General features: G+C 39.9%; 18 protein-coding genes. 17 read left to right on the top strand and 1 reads right to left on the bottom strand.

Annotated elements, in window-relative coordinates; genetic code table 11:
* Positions 1-190: 190 nt before the first annotated feature.
* From ACO6HM_RS06370 to ACO6HM_RS06355, 4 genes are all read left to right on the top strand, one after another.
* Positions 191-1,186: a transporter substrate-binding domain-containing protein gene (locus ACO6HM_RS06370; protein WP_485390290.1), complete on the top strand. Its 996-nt coding sequence runs from the start codon at positions 191-193 to the stop codon at positions 1,184-1,186.
* Complete coding sequence (locus ACO6HM_RS06365) at positions 1,186-1,860, top strand: amino acid ABC transporter permease (RefSeq protein WP_485390289.1); 675 nt, start codon at positions 1,186-1,188, stop codon at positions 1,858-1,860. The genes ACO6HM_RS06370 and ACO6HM_RS06365 overlap by 1 nt, the downstream gene beginning before the upstream one ends.
* A complete protein-coding gene (locus ACO6HM_RS06360; RefSeq protein ID WP_485390288.1) occupies positions 1,850-2,599 on the top strand; it encodes an amino acid ABC transporter ATP-binding protein in 750 nt (249 codons plus the stop codon). The genes ACO6HM_RS06365 and ACO6HM_RS06360 overlap by 11 nt, the downstream gene beginning before the upstream one ends.
* A gap of 398 nt (positions 2,600-2,997) precedes the next feature.
* Positions 2,998-3,339, top strand: a complete 342-nt coding sequence (locus ACO6HM_RS06355; RefSeq protein ID WP_485390287.1) for a hypothetical protein — start codon at positions 2,998-3,000, stop codon at positions 3,337-3,339.
* A 130-nt stretch (positions 3,340-3,469) separates the two neighbouring features.
* On the opposite strand, the gene ACO6HM_RS06350 is transcribed toward ACO6HM_RS06355, so the two are convergent.
* Positions 3,470-4,744: an ArsB/NhaD family transporter gene (locus ACO6HM_RS06350; protein WP_485390286.1), complete on the bottom strand. Its 1,275-nt coding sequence runs from the start codon at positions 4,742-4,744 to the stop codon at positions 3,470-3,472.
* Between the two features lie 234 nt (positions 4,745-4,978).
* Here ACO6HM_RS06350 and ACO6HM_RS06345 point away from each other — a divergent pair, with 234 nt between their 5' ends.
* From ACO6HM_RS06345 to ACO6HM_RS06285, 13 genes are all read left to right on the top strand, one after another.
* On the top strand, positions 4,979-6,508 hold the full coding sequence (locus ACO6HM_RS06345; protein ID WP_485390285.1) for a YifB family Mg chelatase-like AAA ATPase: 1,530 nt from the start codon (positions 4,979-4,981) through the stop codon (positions 6,506-6,508).
* Positions 6,505-7,605 (top strand): DNA-processing protein DprA, encoded by a 1,101-nt coding sequence (gene dprA, locus ACO6HM_RS06340; RefSeq protein WP_485390284.1) that lies wholly within the window; start codon positions 6,505-6,507, stop codon positions 7,603-7,605. Before ACO6HM_RS06345 ends, dprA begins: the two co-directional genes overlap by 4 nt.
* A 107-nt stretch (positions 7,606-7,712) precedes the next feature.
* The gene (topA, locus tag ACO6HM_RS06335; RefSeq protein WP_485390283.1) at positions 7,713-9,788 is read left to right on the top strand and encodes a type I DNA topoisomerase; all 2,076 of its coding nucleotides are present in this window, start codon (positions 7,713-7,715) and stop codon (positions 9,786-9,788) included.
* Positions 9,789-10,108: 320 nt separating this feature from the next.
* Entirely contained in the window at positions 10,109-10,882 is a 774-nt protein-coding gene (gene codY, locus ACO6HM_RS06330; RefSeq protein WP_485373750.1) for a GTP-sensing pleiotropic transcriptional regulator CodY, read from the top strand.
* Between the two features lie 208 nt (positions 10,883-11,090).
* A complete protein-coding gene (gene flgB, locus ACO6HM_RS06325; protein ID WP_208428289.1) occupies positions 11,091-11,486 on the top strand; it encodes a flagellar basal body rod protein FlgB in 396 nt (131 codons plus the stop codon).
* Between the two features lie 43 nt (positions 11,487-11,529).
* The gene (gene flgC / locus ACO6HM_RS06320) at positions 11,530-11,973 is read left to right on the top strand and encodes a flagellar basal body rod protein FlgC (RefSeq protein ID WP_208428290.1); all 444 of its coding nucleotides are present in this window, start codon (positions 11,530-11,532) and stop codon (positions 11,971-11,973) included.
* A gap of 49 nt (positions 11,974-12,022) precedes the next feature.
* Entirely contained in the window at positions 12,023-12,346 is a 324-nt protein-coding gene (fliE, locus tag ACO6HM_RS06315) for a flagellar hook-basal body complex protein FliE (RefSeq protein WP_485390282.1), read from the top strand.
* 34 nt (positions 12,347-12,380) lie between these two features.
* Positions 12,381-13,991, top strand: a complete 1,611-nt coding sequence (locus tag ACO6HM_RS06310) for a flagellar M-ring protein FliF C-terminal domain-containing protein (RefSeq protein ID WP_485390281.1) — start codon at positions 12,381-12,383, stop codon at positions 13,989-13,991.
* Between the two features lie 3 nt (positions 13,992-13,994).
* Positions 13,995-15,011: a flagellar motor switch protein FliG gene (gene fliG / locus ACO6HM_RS06305; protein WP_208428293.1), complete on the top strand. Its 1,017-nt coding sequence runs from the start codon at positions 13,995-13,997 to the stop codon at positions 15,009-15,011.
* Entirely contained in the window at positions 15,004-15,834 is an 831-nt protein-coding gene (locus ACO6HM_RS06300) for a FliH/SctL family protein (RefSeq protein WP_485390280.1), read from the top strand. The genes fliG and ACO6HM_RS06300 overlap by 8 nt, the downstream gene beginning before the upstream one ends.
* A gap of 21 nt (positions 15,835-15,855) precedes the next feature.
* Positions 15,856-17,172 carry a flagellar protein export ATPase FliI gene (fliI, locus tag ACO6HM_RS06295; protein WP_485390279.1) on the top strand — a complete coding sequence of 439 codons (1,317 nt, stop codon included), beginning with the start codon at positions 15,856-15,858 and terminating at the stop codon, positions 17,170-17,172.
* A 46-nt stretch (positions 17,173-17,218) separates the two neighbouring features.
* Positions 17,219-17,689, top strand: coding sequence for a flagellar export protein FliJ (gene fliJ, locus ACO6HM_RS06290; protein ID WP_485390278.1), 471 nt, complete (start codon positions 17,219-17,221; stop codon positions 17,687-17,689).
* On the top strand, positions 17,682-18,509 hold the full coding sequence (locus ACO6HM_RS06285; RefSeq protein WP_485390277.1) for a MotE family protein: 828 nt from the start codon (positions 17,682-17,684) through the stop codon (positions 18,507-18,509). Before fliJ ends, ACO6HM_RS06285 begins: the two co-directional genes overlap by 8 nt.
* Positions 18,510-18,588 lie beyond the last annotated feature (79 nt).

Below are 18,588 nucleotides of genomic sequence, written 5' to 3'. Positions count from 1 at the left end.
AAAAATCACTCCGACTAGGAATAGTCTGGAGTGATTTTTTTAAGAAATTCTGAAAATCACACAGTATAACTATTTAAAATAAATGAATATTTATGCAAACTTATGCTTTAAATATTCATTTATTTGTGATATAATCTGTTCATAACATAATTCAAATGAAGAATATTTATTCACAGAGAGGAGATACACTATGAAAAAATCAGTTAAACTTGTTGCAGCCTTAACCCTTACCTTAGCCACTATGCTTACTGCCTGTTCAGGAAGTTCTACTAAGACAGACAGTACAAAGAGTGCTTCAAAGACAGGCTCGGTTACTACATCGACAGCCAAGACAAGCAGTGACACAACTTCAGGAAGTGCTGGCGCAGGAAGTACCACATCGGCTAATACGTCAGGAACTGCGAAGCTTGACCTTTCAAATATTACAGGTGAAGGAGACAAGCTTGACAAGATTCTTGAGGCAGGAGTTATAACCTGCGCAACCAGCCCTGACTTTGCTCCCAATGAATTTATAGATATAAGCAGCGGTGAAACCAAGTATGTAGGCTGTGATATGGACCTTGCTCAGTATATAGCTGACAGCCTCGGAGTAAAGCTTGAGATTGTGCCTATGAAGTTTGATGCGATTAAGGCCGCAGTTACCACAGGTCAGGTAGACATGGCAATAGCAGGGCTTGCTTATACAGAAGATCGTGCGAAGAATATGCAGCTTTCAGACCTTTTTGGTAATACAGATGCGGATGAAGGCCAGGGAATTGTTATTCTTAAAGAAAATGCAGATAAGTTAAAGACTGCTGATGATTTTGCGGGAAAGACAGTACTTGCTCAGAATGGCTCAGTACAGTTTGACCTAACAACAACGCAGCTTCCTAAGGCTAAATGCACTCCTGTTGCAGATGTAAATAATGGAGCAATGGAGGTTATGACAGGTCAGGCTGATGGGCTTACACTTGACCTTGCAGTTGCAAAGGTAATAATTAACACTCATAAAGAGCTTGCTATCAGTGATTTTCAGTTTGAGTATGAATCAAAAGGAAATGTTATTGGCTGTACAAAGGGTGAGACCAAACTCGTAAATGCGATAAATCAGATTGTTAAAGAAGTAAATGATAAGGGGCTTTATAAGCAGTGGAAGGATAAGGCGGTGGAACTTGCTAAATCACTAGGAGTAGAGGTTAATAATTAATGGGAATTTTTAACAATATAGTTTTTTTGATACAAAAATATGGAATCTTGTTTTTAACAGGTACAGGATATACCCTGTTATTAAGCCTAATAACAGTATTTTTTGGCTCAATATTAGGATCTGTATTGGCTGTACTTAAAAATAACAGGTTCCTAATAGTAAGATCTATTTCAACAGCCTATATAGAGATAGTAAGAGGCACGCCTATACTGTTACAGCTGTATATATTTAAGTTCATGCTTCCTGAAGCTATACCGGGATTCAAGCCATCCACCTTTGTGTGCATACTTGTAGCACTTATATTGAACTCGGCTGCCTATGTATCAGAGGTAATCAGATCAGGCATAGAAGCTGTAGACAAAGGACAAACTGAGGCGGCAAGGTCGCTTGGACTTAGTAAAAGACAGACTATGTTTAAGATAGTATTGCCACAGGCTGTACGGTATATACTTCCTGCACTGGGTAACGAGTTCATTATGATGATTAAGGAAACCTCTCTTGCTTCTGTATTCTTTGTGGGAGACCTTATGACTCAGTTCCAGACCATATCAGGAGCAACCTTCCTTACAATGGAACCGCTTATTATAATTGGTATCATATATTTTGTACTTACATTCAGCCTCTCTAAAGGAGTTGCTGTACTTGAAAGGAGGATGAAGGCAGGTGAGCGCTAATCATAATGAATATTTAATAGATGTTGTTAATTTACATAAAAGCTTTGGCGATCTTAAGGTGCTTAAAGGAGTGACTGAGCATATCAAAAAGGGTGAGGTAGTATCTATAATCGGGCCATCAGGAGGCGGGAAGTCTACCTTTCTTCGCTGCCTTAATCTCCTTGAAGTGCCTGATAAGGGTGAGATATATTTTGAGGGAACCAATATAACCGATAAGTCTGTAAACATAGACATCCACCGTCAAAAGATGGGCATGGTTTTCCAGCATTTCAATGTCTTCCCACATCTTTCAGTTGGTGAAAATATCACTCTTGCTCCCACCTTACTTGGTAAGAAAAACCCTAGGGAAGCTAAAGATAAGGCAAGGGAGCTGCTTAATAGAGTAGGGCTTCTTGAAAAATATGACGAGAAGCCAAACAAACTCTCAGGCGGTCAGAAGCAGAGGCTTGCAATTGTAAGAGCCCTTGCAATGGAGCCTGATGTAATGCTCTTTGATGAGCCAACCTCAGCCCTTGACCCTGAGATGGTAGGAGAGGTGCTCTCTGTTATTAAAAGCCTTGTAAGCGAGGGTATGACAACTGTAATAGTAACCCACGAAATGGGCTTTGCAAGGGAGGTCTCCGACAGGGTTCTCTTTATGGACGGAGGCATCATAGCAGAAGAAGGAAGCCCTGAGGAGATATTTGGAAGCCCTAAGAATGAAAGAACTAAGGACTTTTTAAGTAAGGTGCTTATATAAATGACATAGTGATGAGAGGTTAGGCTACAGCTTGGCCTCTTTTTGCTTAGTTTGAATTAAGACGTGGGATATAGTATAATTAAGATGATTACTCGGTTCAAACCGAGTCGGAGGTAACCGAGTAAAGATAATTAAGGAGGATAATAGTTATGAGTAAAAAATTTCTATATGCAATAACTTTTCTTCAATTATTTGTGTCTGTTACAGGAATAGTACTAATAATAATGAATTTACTTGGAATCCGCAAGACTGATAATTTATTTATGTTTGTATTTTTGACAATTTTAGCGATTACTCAGTGTATAGACAATTTCGCTAAAATTAGAGATAAAAGTCATAACCAATGATGACTCGGAATGAACAAGGAAGTGTGAATAATTAAGAAGGGCGGTAATTTAATGGAATTTAGAAAATATTTTTCTTTTTATAGTGAGCCCATACCAGCAGAAGATGTAGAATTGTTGACAGAGAATATTTTAGATGATTTATATGCGTCATCATCTGAAGTAGATCAGTTAAACATTTTCTTTTACTTACAAAATGAATATTTTTTTCTGAAAAATACAGATAAAGTGAGTGAGATGGCTTATATATGCTACATAATCTCGTATTATTTATTTACAGCGTTGACGCCGCCACATTCGGAAGAACTTGCATTAGAATACATCAAAGAGGCTGTAAGTTTAGAACCAATTGAAAAATATAAAGAGTGGATGGAATTTGTGAAGAAGGGGAATTAAAAGGTGTATCATTTCAAAAGGAAGTCCGCTCCTAATAATATTCCCTTAGTGAGTCTTGAAAATATTATTAGGAGCAGTTATTATTTAAAACTATGTTTATCTAATAAAAGTATAATCTAAGCAGCATTTCTTATCTCCATACAAACCAAATAAAGAGATAGCCGGCAACAACAGCAGCGAGGGTGAAAGGAACACCTATTTTCATAAAGTCCTTAAATGAAACTTCATAGCCTTCCTTGCGAAGAAGTCCTATACCTGCAATATTGGCAGAAGCTCCGATAGGGGTTATATTACCACCAAGAGTAGCACCTATAAGGAGACCAAAGAAAAGCAGATATGGGGCAATGCCAAGCTCATTAGAAACACTTGCTATTACAGGAAGCATGGTAGCTACATAAGGGATATTGTCTACAAAGGCAGATACAAGAACCGAGCCCCACACTATGATTGTAAAGAGAACGAAGATATTTCCTCCTCCTACATGTACAATGATATCAGCGAGGTCTGTGATGATGCCCTGCTCCTGAATACCGCCTATTACAGTAAAAAGACCTGCAAGGAGAGCCATAGTTGCATAATCCACATTCTTTATATTCTCTATCATAGTCTCTTTGTCTTTGGTTGCGATGTATTCCCAAACCACACAGACAACTCCCCAGACCATACAGATGACACCATTTGTTATCTCAGGCTTGTTAGGGATGAAGGAAGCAGCTATAAGGAAAACTATGTGTCCGACCATTGCGATAGTAGGAATCATATCCTTAACCTCTGTATGCTCATCAGAAGATACAGGCATTGTGTCCTTACGGAAAATTAACATCATAATAGGTATGGTAAAGAGGGCTCCAAGTTCAACTGCAAAGAAGATGCCGGGCTTACCCTGCATGATGAAGAAATCCATAAAGTCCATCTTGGCAGCACCTGCTAGCATAATGGAAGTAGTATCGCCGACAAGAGTAGCCGCACCCTGAAGATTCGAGGATACTGCGATTGAGATTATCATAGCAACAGGAGATATCTTCAGCTTTTTACATATCGCAAGTGCCACAGGGGCAACCATGTATACAGTAGCCACATTATCTATAAAGGCTGAGATAATGCCGGCAAAGAGGGACATAAATATCGTAGTCCACATGACATTTGGTGAAAGATTAAGTATGTGGTCTGCTATGAGGTTTGGCATCTTGGACTGGATAAAATAATCCACTATGATTACCGTACCAAATATCATAAGCAGGATATTCCAGTCTATGGTGTGAAACAAGTCGCCTATAGGAAGTATTCCAAGCACCAGGAAAATAGCAGCAGTTCCGCAGGCAATATATGGTCTTCGCTTTGCGGGAAGGAATATCATAAGGGCATACATAAGGACAAAGAGTGCAATTGCGATTGTTTTTAACATGTAATCTCCTTTTATAGATGTGATATTTATGTATCATACACTATATGTGGCATTGGTTGCAAGATGTTTTGTTATGAAATCATAATTAAAGCTTAAAAGCCAAATTTTTGCAGGTAAGCTTTAAAAAAATATATTTTGCCCTTATTTACAAAAACTCCAATTGCTTGTTTACAAAGTCAGCAAATGATATTATAATTGGTTTGACTATTCTAAGATTCACTGATAAGTGAGATTATGTTTTCTAGTGTAAAAAGTGTTGCCTTATCCGGCATCAACGGTATTATTACTAGCGTAGAGGCAGATATAAGGAATGGACTTCCATCCTTTAATATGGTTGGTTTTCTGTCTACGCAGGTAAGAGAATCGGGAGAAAGGGTTAGGGCAGCTGTTCTTAATTCGGGCTTTTATTTGGAGCCTAAGAGAATTCTTGTAAATTTATCCCCTGCAGACATTAAAAAAGACGGGACTTCGTTTGACCTTGCGGTGGCAGTGGCCATACTTGCAGCCCAACTAAGCCTTGACAATGACTACCTCTTAGAGACGGCCTTTGTAGGTGAACTGAGCCTAAGTGGAGAAATAAAGTCTGTCACAGGCGTGCTCCCTATGGTGAGCGCCGCAAGAGAGGCTGGCATTAGGAGGGTTGTACTTCCTGTGGCAAACTATAGGGAGGCAAAGCTGGTTGATGGCATTGAAATCATAGGTGTAGCATCGCTCCTTGAAGCCGTTGAGGTTGTGCAAAAGAGAGTAGAAAAGGGTAGAACAATCGATATAGAACCGCCTATAAGCGATGATAAGAAGCTGCCTGATTTTTCTGAGGTACATGGGCAAGAGGGGATTAAGCGGGCAGTAGAAATAGCTGTGAGTGGGATGCACAATATACTTATGATAGGCCAGGCAGGCTCAGGGAAAAGTATGCTTGCAAGCCGTATTCCGTCTATTATGCCACCTATGTCTGTGGATGAAAGTCTTGAAGTGACCAAGATATACAGTATATCAGGCCTCTTAGAGGAAGGGCGGGGGCTTATAGAAACCAGGCCTTTTAGGTCTCCTCATAACTCTATATCACTCCCGGCCTTAGTTGGAGGAGGAAGCAAAGTAAGGGCAGGAGAGATTAGCCTTGCTCATAATGGAGTCCTTTTTTTAGATGAGTTACCTGAGTTTAACCGCCAGACCATAGAGGTGCTCAGGCAGCCTCTTGAGGAGAAGAAGATAACCATAGGGAGAATAAACGGAACTGCAACCTATCCCTCTGATTTTCTGCTTGCGGCTGCAATGAACCCCTGTAAATGTGGATTCTATCCTGATAGGAAATTTTGCCGCTGCAATGAGGTTCAGATAAAGAACTATCTATCAAGGGTGAGCAGACCGTTGATTGACAGATTTGACATAGTTGCTGAAGTAAAGAGAATAAGTTTTGACAGCATCTTTAATAAAGAAGAAAAGGCTGGTGAGAATTCAGACGAGATAAGGAAAAGAGTCCTTGCGGCACGGGACATTCAGGAGGAGAGATTTAAGCACGAATCAATACATTTTAACTCTCAGATGGATTCTAAGATGACTGATGAATTCTGTAAGATTGACCAAAAGACCAAAGCCCTCCTTGAAGAAGCATATAAAAACATCAATCTAAGCCTTAGAGGATATTACAGGGTACTTAAGGTGGCAAGAACCATAGCCGATATGAGGCAAAAGGCGGAGGTTGGGGAGTTTGAAGTGGCTGAAGCCATCCACTATCGTGAAATGATTGAGAGGTTTTGGGGATGAGAGAAGAATTACTTATGTTTTGGCTCTCTTTAGAGGGGTATATAGCCAAGATAAAATTTGACATACTTGAAGCAAACTTTGGAAGCTTAGCTGAGGCGCACTTGGCCATAAGCAAGGGAAAGTATAGCAATATCAAGGGGATAGGAGAAAAACAGCTTGAAAGACTTAGGTTTCTCTCAGATATGTCCGAAATAGAAGATAAGTATGCGAACATGGTAGAAAAGGGAATAAAGTATACTCATTATTTTAAGAAAGACTATCCTGATAAGCTTAGGAATATATGCTCTGCGCCCATAGGATTGTTTTATAAGGGAAGCTTACCAAATAATGAAGAAAAAATAATAAGTGTGGTGGGCTCAAGAGATGCTACAGAGAAAGGCTTGTATTATGCAGGGAAAATATCCGAGGAGCTATCAAATAACGGTGTAAGCGTGGTGAGTGGGATGGCTTTGGGAATTGACTCCTCTGCACATAACGGTGCGCTAAAAGGAGAAAAAGGTAAGACCTATGCAATCCTCGGCTGTGGAGTGGATATTTGCTATCCGGCGAATAATATAGAGCTGTATTTGTCTATTGTAGAAAAAGGAGGAATAATCTCCGAATTTCCTATAGGAACGAAGCCTGTGAGGGCGAATTTTCCACAAAGAAACCGCATAATAAGCGGACTATCCGATGGAGTCTTTGTGGTAGAAGCCAGAGAGAAAAGTGGGAGCTTAATCACTGCAGATATGGGGCTTGAGCAGGGTAAAAATATATACGCCCTCCCCGGTAGAAGTGAGGAGCCTCTAAGCCGTGGAACCAACAAACTTATTCAGTATGGAGCGAAGCTTGTAGGTGATGTAAATGACATACTTGAGGATTTTGATTTTCCCATTTTAAATGCTAAACAGGAATGCCTTCAAAATTTAATACTTGAAAGCAACGAAAAAATAGTGTATTCTACCCTCTGTTTGATACCAAAGCATATTTCTGAAATTTTATCTGAAACAGGACTTGATGAAGGAGAGCTTTTTATTATACTACTTAGGCTGGAATTTAAGGGATATGTGAGGCGGACAAGCTTTGAATATTATATAGCTGTTCCGTCATATATATGATACAAGAGAAAAAAGTATGGAATTTGATTAAAGAGAAGTTTAAGTACTCCTGTATCATAGGGTGTCTGAAGTTTTGATAAGGATTTAAGGAGAGGAAGAAGAATAGGATGTCTAAGTATTTGGTAATAGTTGAATCGCCGGCAAAAGCAAAGACGATTAAAAAATACCTTGGTACAAATTATGAAGTTATCGCTTCCATGGGACATGTAAGGGATTTGCCTAAGAGCCAGATGGGGGTGGATGTTGACAATGATTATGAGCCAAAGTATATAACCATAAGGGGAAAGGGAGACTTGCTCCAGACTCTTAGAAAGGCTGTAAAAAAGTCCGATAAAGTTTATCTTGCAACTGACCCGGACCGCGAAGGTGAAGCTATTTCCTGGCATCTTGTCAATGCTCTTAAGCTTGAAGAAGGAAAATATAAAAGAATTACTTTTAATGAAATCACAAAGACAGCAGTTAAAAATGCTATAAAGTCCCCAAGGGATATAGATATGGATCTTGTGGATGCACAGCAGGCAAGGCGTGTGCTTGACAGAATGGTGGGCTACAGCATAAGTCCGCTTCTTTGGAAGAAGGTAAAGAGAGGACTTTCAGCAGGAAGAGTACAGTCTGCTGCACTTAAGCTTATATATGATAGGGAAGAAAAGATTAATGACTTCATCCCTGAGGAATACTGGACTTTAGACGCTTACCTTTTAGCTAAGGGAGTTAAGAAGCCTGTAGTTGCCAAGTTCTACGGAGATGATACTGGTAAGCTTGCTATTAATTCCAAGGTCCAGATGGACAAGATAATGAAGGAACTTAAGAAGGCTTCTTACAAGATTACTGAGATTAAGAATTCCGAGAGAATGAGAAAGGCACCTCTTCCTTTTACAACCAGTACTCTTCAGCAGGAGGCTTCAAAGAGCCTTAACTTCTCTACACAGAAGACCATGCGTATAGCGCAGCAGCTCTATGAAGGTGTTGAGATAAAAGGACAGGGGCTTGTGGGACTTATCTCATATCTTCGTACTGATTCGACCAGAATTTCTGAAGAAGCAGACAAGGCTGCCAGAGAATATATAGATAAGGCCTATGGAAGTAAGTACCTTTCAGAGTCACAGGAGTCTAAAAATAGGGGCAAGAAGATTCAGGATGCCCACGAGGCAATAAGACCTGCACATACTGATCTTTCACCTGTCATTGTGAAAGAGTCTCTTTCAAGAGACCAGTTCAGGCTATATTCCCTGATTTGGAAGCGTTTCATAGCAAGCAGAATGAAGCCTGCGATATATGACATGAAGAGTGTAAAGATAGCTGCAGGCAAGTATATATTTACTGCTTCGGCTTCCAAGCTTAAGTTTGACGGCTTTATGTCGGTCTATGTAGAAGCTGATTTTGAGAAGGAAGAGGACAGCATATCTGCAAGCATAGATGAAAAGACTGAGCTTAAATTTGATAAATTTGATGCTATTCAGCATTTTACTCAACCTCCGGCACACTTTACCGAGGCTTCGCTTGTAAAGACCTTAGAGGAGCTTGGCATAGGAAGACCTAGTACCTATGCACCGACAATTACCACAATTCTTGCCAGAAGGTACGTGGTTAAGGAAAATAAGGCAATTTACATTACTGAAATCGGCACTATAGTAAATAAAATAATGGTAGCAGCCTTTCCGGAGATAGTAGATACCAACTTTACTGCAACTATGGAAGGACTTCTTGATAAGGTTGAGGCGGGAGATATAAAGTGGAAGGAAATAGTTAGAAACTTTTACCCTGATTTGGCCAAGGAAGTTAAAAGAGAAGAGGAGAACCTTGAGAAGATTGAGATTCAGGATGAGGTTACGGATGAAATCTGTCCTAACTGTGGCAAAAATCTGGTTATCAAATATGGTCCTCATGGCAAATTCCTTGCCTGCCCGGGATTTCCTGATTGCCGATTTACCAAACCTTATCTTGAAAAGATTGGCATAGCCTGCCCTGTATGCGGCTCTGAGGTTGTTATAAGAAAGACAAAGAAGGGAAGACCTTTCTACTCTTGCGAGAAGAGTCCTGACTGTGATTTTATTAGCTGGCAGAAGCCTTCAGAGGTAAAGTGTTCTGAGTGTGGCTCATACACTGTTGAAAAAGGTGGAAAGCTCGTGTGTGCCAATAAGGAATGTCAGAAAGTTGCAGGAGAAGTTCCTAAACACAAATAATAATACCATCACTCTGAATGACAATTGCAGTTTTCGGTGCTTTAAAGTACTTAAAATTGTGTGATTTAGCAGAATTGAAATGCTAAAAAATTTATAAGAACTATTAATAAATGCTTTTGTAGGAGTCAAATAAATTAATAATTTAAGCAATTAATTAATTTATCTTGATTATTAATACAATTGTGTGGTACAATAATTGTGTACAAACATATTCATTCTAAATTTGCTTCATGAGATAGATTTATATTTTCATAAAACAATATTGAATGAATGGTAAACTTCAATTTATCTCTTTTTAGAGAACATCAGGAGGGGCCAAAATGAGTGTTCAGTTATTGGATAAGACCAGAAAAATCAACAAGTTACTTCACAACAATGATTCTCGTATGGTGGTTTTTAATGATATTTGCGGGGTGTTAAGCGAGATTTTAGATTCAAATATCATAGTACTCAGCAAAAAAGGGAAGGTTTTAGGAATCAAAAACAGAGATGACATTCCTGCTATCCGGGAACTAATCAAGGACAATGTCGGCTCATATATAGACAGTGACCTTAATGAGAGACTGCTTAGTATCCTGTCAACAAAAGAAAATGTTAACCTCATTACCTTGGGCTTTGAATTCAAGGAAGTTAATGATTATCAGGCTATCATCATTCCTATAGATATAGCCAGTGATAGGTTTGGAACTCTGTTTATCTACAAGTTGAAAGAACCTTACAACATTGACGACATCATTCTTGCGGAATACGGCACTACCGTAGTTGGACTTGAGATTATGCGGTCTGTCAATGAAGAAAATGCCGAAGAGAGCAGAAAGATTCAGATTGTCAAATCAGCTGTAAATACTCTTTCTTTCTCAGAACTTGAGGCAATTACCCATATTCTTAGTGAATTAAACGGCAACGAGGGTGTTTTGGTTGCTAGTAAGGTGGCTGATAGAGTCGGAATCACAAGGTCGGTTATTGTCAATGCTCTTAGAAAGTTTGAAAGTGCGGGAGTAATCGAGTCGAGGTCTTCAGGTATGAAGGGTACCTATATAAAGGTGCTTAATGATGTAGTATTTGATGAATTAACCAAGGTTAAAAACAAGTAATAAGGTATTTATGTACAGAGGGATTTGGTTTTTGCTAAATCCCTTTGTATATTTTAAAACTAATTTCCATTTTAGGTTGTAATTTTGAGAAAATATATTATAATAGATATGTTAAGGTACAATTAGCATGCCTATATCTATGCGTTTTTGGCATGTGCTATTTTACTCTTAACGGTATATAAACGTATATAGTATAGGAGTTATGATTATGATTGCATCGGATGCATATAATTTTATCAATGTCCTGGGAAAGGCTGCAGATGCCAGTTGGATGAGGAATAATATTATTTCCAATAATATTGCCAATAATGATACCCCGGGATATAAGCGCAAGGATGTGCAGTTTGAGTCCTATCTTGCAATGGAACTTATAAGAGGAGGCAACCTAAGAAGCAGGGTTGCTAACACAGACCTCGACAGACTTGACGGCATTGCTTATACAGACTATTCAAGTCTCAGCTATAGAGCTGACGGAAACAACGTAGACATCCATACAGAGAATACTTATCTGGCGGAGAACCAGCTTAGATATTATACTCTCTTAGATTCTATGACACAGGAGTTTTCTAGACTTAAGATAGCGTTAACTTCAACCAGCCAGTAAAATTAGTATTGGAGATATTATTATAAAAAGCGAGGTATAGGAAATGTCAGTTTTTGGAGCTATGGATATAAGTGCAACAGGTATGACTGCACAGCAGCTTAGAACAGATATAATTGCGCAGAATATTGCTAATATAAATACTACAAGAGACGAAAATGGCCATGTATACAGAAGAAAGAATGTAGTATTCGTTGAAAAAGATGTAACAGGCTTTTCACAGATTCTTCTTAGGACTGCAGGAAGAGTTGGCAATGGAGTAAAGGTATCAAAGATATACACTGATACAGAGAGCCCTGTAAGGCTTGTATACGATCCTTCACATCCTGATGCAAATGAAGATGGATATGTAGAGTATCCTAATGTGAATACAGTTCAGGAAATGACTGATATGATAGATGCTACAAGATCTTACGAAGCAAATGTAACCGCTTTCAATGCGACTAAAAATATGATATTAAAGGCGCTTGAAATGGGCGGAGGCCAGTAATTAACTAAGTTTACCGTAATTTAATTATATTATATTGGAGATGATTGTAATGGATATTGCTGCAATAGGTAGTTTAGTTCCACTTAAAAATATTAACGGTGTTAATACTAAGAGTTCTGAGGCCGGCATAGTTCAGGGAAGCACAGAAGGGTTCGAAAGTATATTCAAATCAGCCCTTGACATGGTTAAGCAGACCAATGACCTCACAAACGCAGCGGAACAGGAAGAAATGAAATTTGCACTGGGCAATTCAGACAACATAGCGGACCTTATGGTTGCACAGAGAAAAGCTAATATTTCCCTACAATATACGGTAGCCATCAGGAATGCAGTAATGAGTGCTTATAGAGAGATAATGAATCTTCAGTTCTAATTTAACTTATATACTGCTGAGGAGAAGATTGTAGATGAATACGCTTTTAGAACGATTGAGAAAGATTCCGGCAAGATTCCTGGAATTCTGGAATAAATATTCGCCTGTGCAGAGAATACTGATGATAGCTGTGGGTGTAGGTGTCTTTCTTGCAATCATATTGGTATCCTACTTTGTCACAAGACCGGTAATGACTACACTGGTCAGAGCTGAGAAAGCCGCTGATACAGCAAAGATTACCGAACTCCTGACGGAAAACGGGATTTCTTATGATTTATCATCAGACGCACTGACAGTATCGGTAAATGAAAAAGATTATTCAAATGCCTTATTGGTGCTAGCTAAGAATGATATTCCATCCATAGGAATGTCAATTGATGAACTTTTTGATAATAGCTTTTCGACTACGGAAAGCGAAAAGAAGCTAAAAGCCAATATATACAAACAGGATTGGTTGAAACAGGTTCTCTTAAATATGGACAGTATTGAAAATGCCGTTGTTTCAATCACATCACCGACAACAGGTAATACTCTTTTTGCAGAAACTAAGGACACTTCTGTAAGTGTTATTCTTACCGTAACCAGTGATTTTAAGCAGGAGAATGCAAAGACTATTGCGAATATTCTTGCAGGAGCTGTAGGTAATGACAGCACAAAGGCGATTACCATAGCAGATCAAAATGGCAATCTGCTTTTTAATGGTGCAGATAATGATGTATTTAGTGGAGGCATTAACTCAATAAGTGATTATGAGAAAAATGTCACCGGAGTGAAAAAAGAGGAGATATACAAGCTGCTCGTTGGGCTTCCTGCCTATGATGATGCAAAGGTAGCAGCCAATTTCGCATTTGACATGAATAAAATCAGCTCTGTATATACTGAATATACACCTGCTGAGGGTGCTGAGCAGGGACTTAAGTCACACGACTATACCTATGATGCCCAGAATTCCAACGGTAACGGAGGAACTCCGGGAACGGATGCAAACAGTGAGACAGACTACATGGTTCAGGACGGAGCAAATGCTAAAGGAAATGTAGCTATTTCTGAAAATGACTATTTACCGAATAAAAAGGTAACCAACACAGAAGCAGCCATGGGCGCAATCAAGCCTAATGAGTCTTCAATTGCCATAACGCTCATTTCCTATAAGAACTACAATGAAGCAGAGATGAAGAAGAACGGACAGCTTGACGGTACAACATTTGACGAGTTTATGTTTGCCAATCAGGCTGCCACAGAACTTACAGTTCCGGCAAATGTGATAACCCTTGTATCAAGGGCTACGGGAGTTCCTGAGGCAAATATTCAGATACTTGCCTGGCAGGTACCTATCTTCCAGCCTGAGGAGGGAGGAAGCTTCTTCACATTTACCAACATACTTATGTTAGTATTAGCAATTCTCATAGTTGCTCTCCTCATCTTCGTTGTATTTAAGGGACTTGCACCTGTTGAGGTTGTCGAACTTGAACCTGAACTTTCTGTTGAGCAGCTTCTTGCTACAACTAAGGAGAATCAGTCACTTGATGATATTGAGTTCTCTGATAAGTCCGAGACCAGAAAGATGATAGAGAAGTTTGTTGATGAGAATCCTGAGGCTACAGCTCAGCTCCTTCGTAACTGGCTGAGTGATGAATGGGGGTAAATAATGTCTAACAAGACTTATAGCGAATATACAGGTATTGAAAAGGGTGCAATCCTTATGATTGCGCTCGGACCTGAAAAATCATCATCAGTGTTTAGGTATCTTAAAGATGAAGAAATAGAGGAGCTTACACTTGAGATAGCCAATACAAGAAGTGTGGCTCCGGATATAAAGGATGCTGTCTTAGATGAATTTTATGAAATATGTCTGGCTCAGCAGTATATCTCAGAAGGTGGTATCGGTTATGCGAGAGACCTTCTTGAGAAGGCTCTTGGAGCAGACAAGGCTCAGACAGTTATTGGCAAGCTTACTGCAAGCTTGCAGGTTAGGCCTTTTGAATTTGTAAGAAAAGCAGACGCATCACAGCTCTTAAGCTTTATACAGGACGAACACCCTCAGACCATAGCACTCATACTTTCTTACCTGCCAACATCACAGGCGGCTGCGGTAGTGTCTTCACTCCCACCTGAGAAGCAGCCTGACGTTGCAAGGCGTATAGCTACTATGGATAGGACTTCTCCTGATGTTATAAAGGAAGTGGAAGACGTGCTTGAAAAGAAACTGAATTCTCTTGTCAACCAAGATTATACTATTGTTGGTGGTGTGGACAGCATTGTTGAAATCCTCAACACAGTTGACCGTGGTACAGAGAAGCATATTATGGAGACTCTTGAAATTGAAGAACCTGAGCTTGCTGACCAGATCCGCAGGAAGATGTTCGTATTCGAGGATATCCTGCTGCTTGATAACAAGTCAATTCAGCGTGTACTTCGTGACGTTGACAACAACGACCTCTCAATTTCTCTAAAGAATGTAAGCGAAGAGGTTCAGACTGCAATATTCACCAACCTTTCAAAGCGCCTTGCTTCTATGATAAAAGAAGAGATGGAATTTATGGGACCTGTGCGTGTTAAGGATGTTGAGGAGGCACAGCAGAAGATTGTCAATATTATCAGAAAGCTTGAAGATTCAGGAGAAATTATTATTTCACGTGGTGGAGGAGACGAGATAATTGTCTAATATTATAAAAGGTTCAAGAGCTAGAGAAGAAGCTTCGAGCTTTGTGATAGACTCTAATTCAAGGGTTGGTTCTTATTTTTCAAATCTTGTTAAAGAACAGGAAGAAATGGCATCAAATGAGCCTGAAGTAAGAAAGATAGAGCCTTTGGCTGAAGTTTCGCCTGAAATAGCAGTAGAAGAACAACCAAAGCTTTCTCCTGAGGAGATTGAGGAGGAGGCAAGGAGACGTGCTGCTGAGATTATAGCAGAGGCCAAGGAGCAGAAAAAGCAGATAATGAATCAGGCTGTAAAAGAAGCCAAAATAAAGGAGAAAAGCCTTAGAGAAGCTGCCTCTGAGGAAGGCTACAAGGAAGGACAGCTTAGGGCTAAGGAAGAATATGAGAACAAACTCCTTGAGCTTGAGGATGAAAAAGCGAAGCTTAGGGAGGAAATGAATGCAGAGATAGAGAGGCTTGAGCCTATATTTGCGGAGCTTGTAATCAATTATGTTGAGAGGCTTACAGGAATAGTTGCCAACGAGTATGAAGCTGTCATCTACAATATGCTTGTAGCAGCTATAAATAATGCAGACTCCAGCCGATTTTACGTTATTCACGTACCTAAAGAGCAGTATGAGTATGTAAGCACCAGAGAAAGCTACATAAGAGAGATAGTAGGAGACCGCGTTAACATAGAAATTATAGCGGATCCGGTACTCCCTCTTAACAGCTGTAAGATAGAGACTGACTCCTGTGTTATTGATACCGGACTTGACACGAGACTTACAACTCTTGTCAATTCCATAAGGCTTCTTGCAGGAGGAGGCAAAAAGAAGGATGATTAAAATGATAGGAGGGTAATAGTATTGTTCAACGTTAATAAGTATTATTCCCTTTTAGACCAGCCACTGGAAAAAAAGTACGGCAAGGTTACAAGGCTCATAGGGCTTACAATCGAATCCCTCGGGCCTAGTGCCAATATAAATGATTTATGTATAATATATTCCAATAATAAATCCGACAAGGGAACCTACGCAGAGGTGGTTGGATTCAGAGATAACCGTATTTTGCTGATGCCCTATGGAGATGTTGAGGGTGTTGGTATAGGGAGCCTTGTTGAAAGTACAGGAGCTCCTTTTCACGTTGCAGTAGGTTACGATATGCTTGGAATGGCTGTAGACGGACTGGGAAGGCCTATAGCATCTGATGGGACCTTTGAGAAAGAGGACAGCTACTCTGTTGAGGCTATGCCGCCTGATCCTTTTGCAAGACAGATGATAGAGGAAGTTCTACCTCTTGGAGTGAAGGCTGTAGATTCTCTCCTTACCATAGGTAAAGGGCAGAGAGTGGGTATATTTGCCGGTTCAGGTGTAGGCAAGAGTACGCTTATGGGTATGTTTGCAAGAAATACCAAGGCAAGCATCAACGTAATCGCCCTGATAGGAGAGCGAGGCAGGGAGGTTAGAGAGTTTATAGAACGTGACCTTGGAGAAGAGGGTATGAAACGCTCAGTAGTTGTTGTGGCTACCTCCGATCAGCCGGCCCTTATCAGAAAGAAGGCTGCAAAGACTGCTACAGCTATAGCTGAATTCTTTAGAGACAAAGGGGAGGATGTACTACTTATGATGGACTCACTTACCCGTTTTTCTATGGCTCAGCGAGAGATAGGACTTGCGAGCGGTGAACCACCTGTAACCAGAGGCTACCCGCCAAGTGTATATTCAGAGATGCCTAAGCTCCTTGAAAGAGCAGGGAATGGAGAAAAAGGTTCGATTACAGGCTTGTACACAGTGCTTGTAGACGGTGATGATATGAATGAACCTATAGCAGATACCGCAAGAGGTATACTTGATGGACACTTCATTCTTTCAAGAGCCTTGGCTCAGAAGAATCATTACCCTGCCATAGATGTACTTCAAAGTGTGTCAAGATGTATGTCATCAATCGTAACTAAGGAGCATAAGAGGCTTGCAGGGACAATGAAAACAGTAATGGCGACCTATAATGGAGCAGAGGATCTTATCAATATAGGGGCGTACAAGGCAGGAGCCAACCCTGATATTGACTTTGCTATAAGCAAGATAAAAGAAGTAAATGCGTTTTTAATGCAGAGTACTGATGAAAAGTTTTTGTTTGAAGATGAGATAGAGGGATTAAGGTCGATATTTGCCGAGGCTGAATAAGTATTTATCCCCTACCATGAACATTCATTAAAGAATAAGGTGGAATATGGCGAAATTTAAGTATAGGATGCAAAACATCCTGGAACTGAAGATGAAGCTTGAAGAACAGCAGAAAATGGATTTGGCTGCAGCCAGAATCAACCTAAATGAGGAAGAGGACAAGCTTAAAGAGTTATATGAAAGAAAAAATGAATATCAGGAAGCCTTGCGTGAATCCTGTAAAAATAAGCTAAATGTCCATAAAATAAGGATGAGTACCCTTGCTTATGAGAGCATGGATGATGTTATCAGCCGCCAGAAGATAGAAGTAAAAAAGGCTCGCGGCAAGGTTGCCATAGAACAGGACAAGATGGGTGAGGCTATGAAGGAGAGAAAGATTCAGGAAAAGCTTAGAGAACGGAATTTTGACAGATTTGTAAAAGAAGTCGCATACGAGGAAGCGGCTATGGTAGACGAGCTTGTAGCTTATAAATATGGATCTGATGTAAATTCAGAAAAATGGAGGATAGATGGCTGATATAGATGAGATGGATGAGCTTGACAATCTGGATGAAGTAGAAGATTCAGGCCAGTCTAAGGGAAAAAAGAAAGACAAGAAGAAAAAAAGTGAGGAAAAAGAAGGCATATTTAGCAGGATACTTACCATCATTATCGTGATTTTCATTGTAGCCATTTGGCTTGCTATATTTGCCCTCCTTATAAAGTATGATGTGGGTGGCTTTGGCTCCACTGTGCTTAGGCCAATGCTTAAAGACATACCGGGCATCAATCAGATATTGCCTGATATTCCTGATGAGCAGGCTGCAGAGGAGAACAACTATCCTTATAAAAATCTACCTGAGGCAATGGATAGAATAAGTGAGCTTGAAGCCGAGCTTGCTGCAGCAAACGGAACTAAGAAAGGCAATGCTAATTACCTTGCCCAGCTGGAGGCTGAGGTTGCAAGGCTTAAGACCTTTGAAGAGAACCAGCTCCAGTTTCAGAAGGAGAAGGATAAGTTTGATAAAGAGGTAGTCTTTAATGACAAGGCACCGGATATAGAAGAATATAAGAAATACTACGAATCCATAGATCCTGACAATGCTGCTGAGATATACAGACAGGTGGTTGAACAGCAGGATACTGAAAAGAAGCTTATAGAGCAGGCTGAAATGTATAAGAGCATGAAGCCCGAAGAAGCAGCGGCCATATTAAACGGTATGGGTGGAGACCTTGATTTGGTTGCCAATATTTTACTTCATATGAAGACCAAAGAAGCCGGGGCCATACTTGCCAAGATGGATGCAAACATGGCCGCCAAGATAACGAAAAAAATTTCAATAATGCAATCAAGATAAGCTTAAGTTTTGCTCCTTTTTATCCGATATTAGTTGTAGGGTATATTTTATGCCATATGTATAACGGATAGAAGGGAGA

This window comes from Catonella sp. (genome assembly GCF_057250765.1).
Note: the sequence above shows the minus strand (reverse complement) of the source record. Positions and strands in the feature narration are given on the sequence as shown.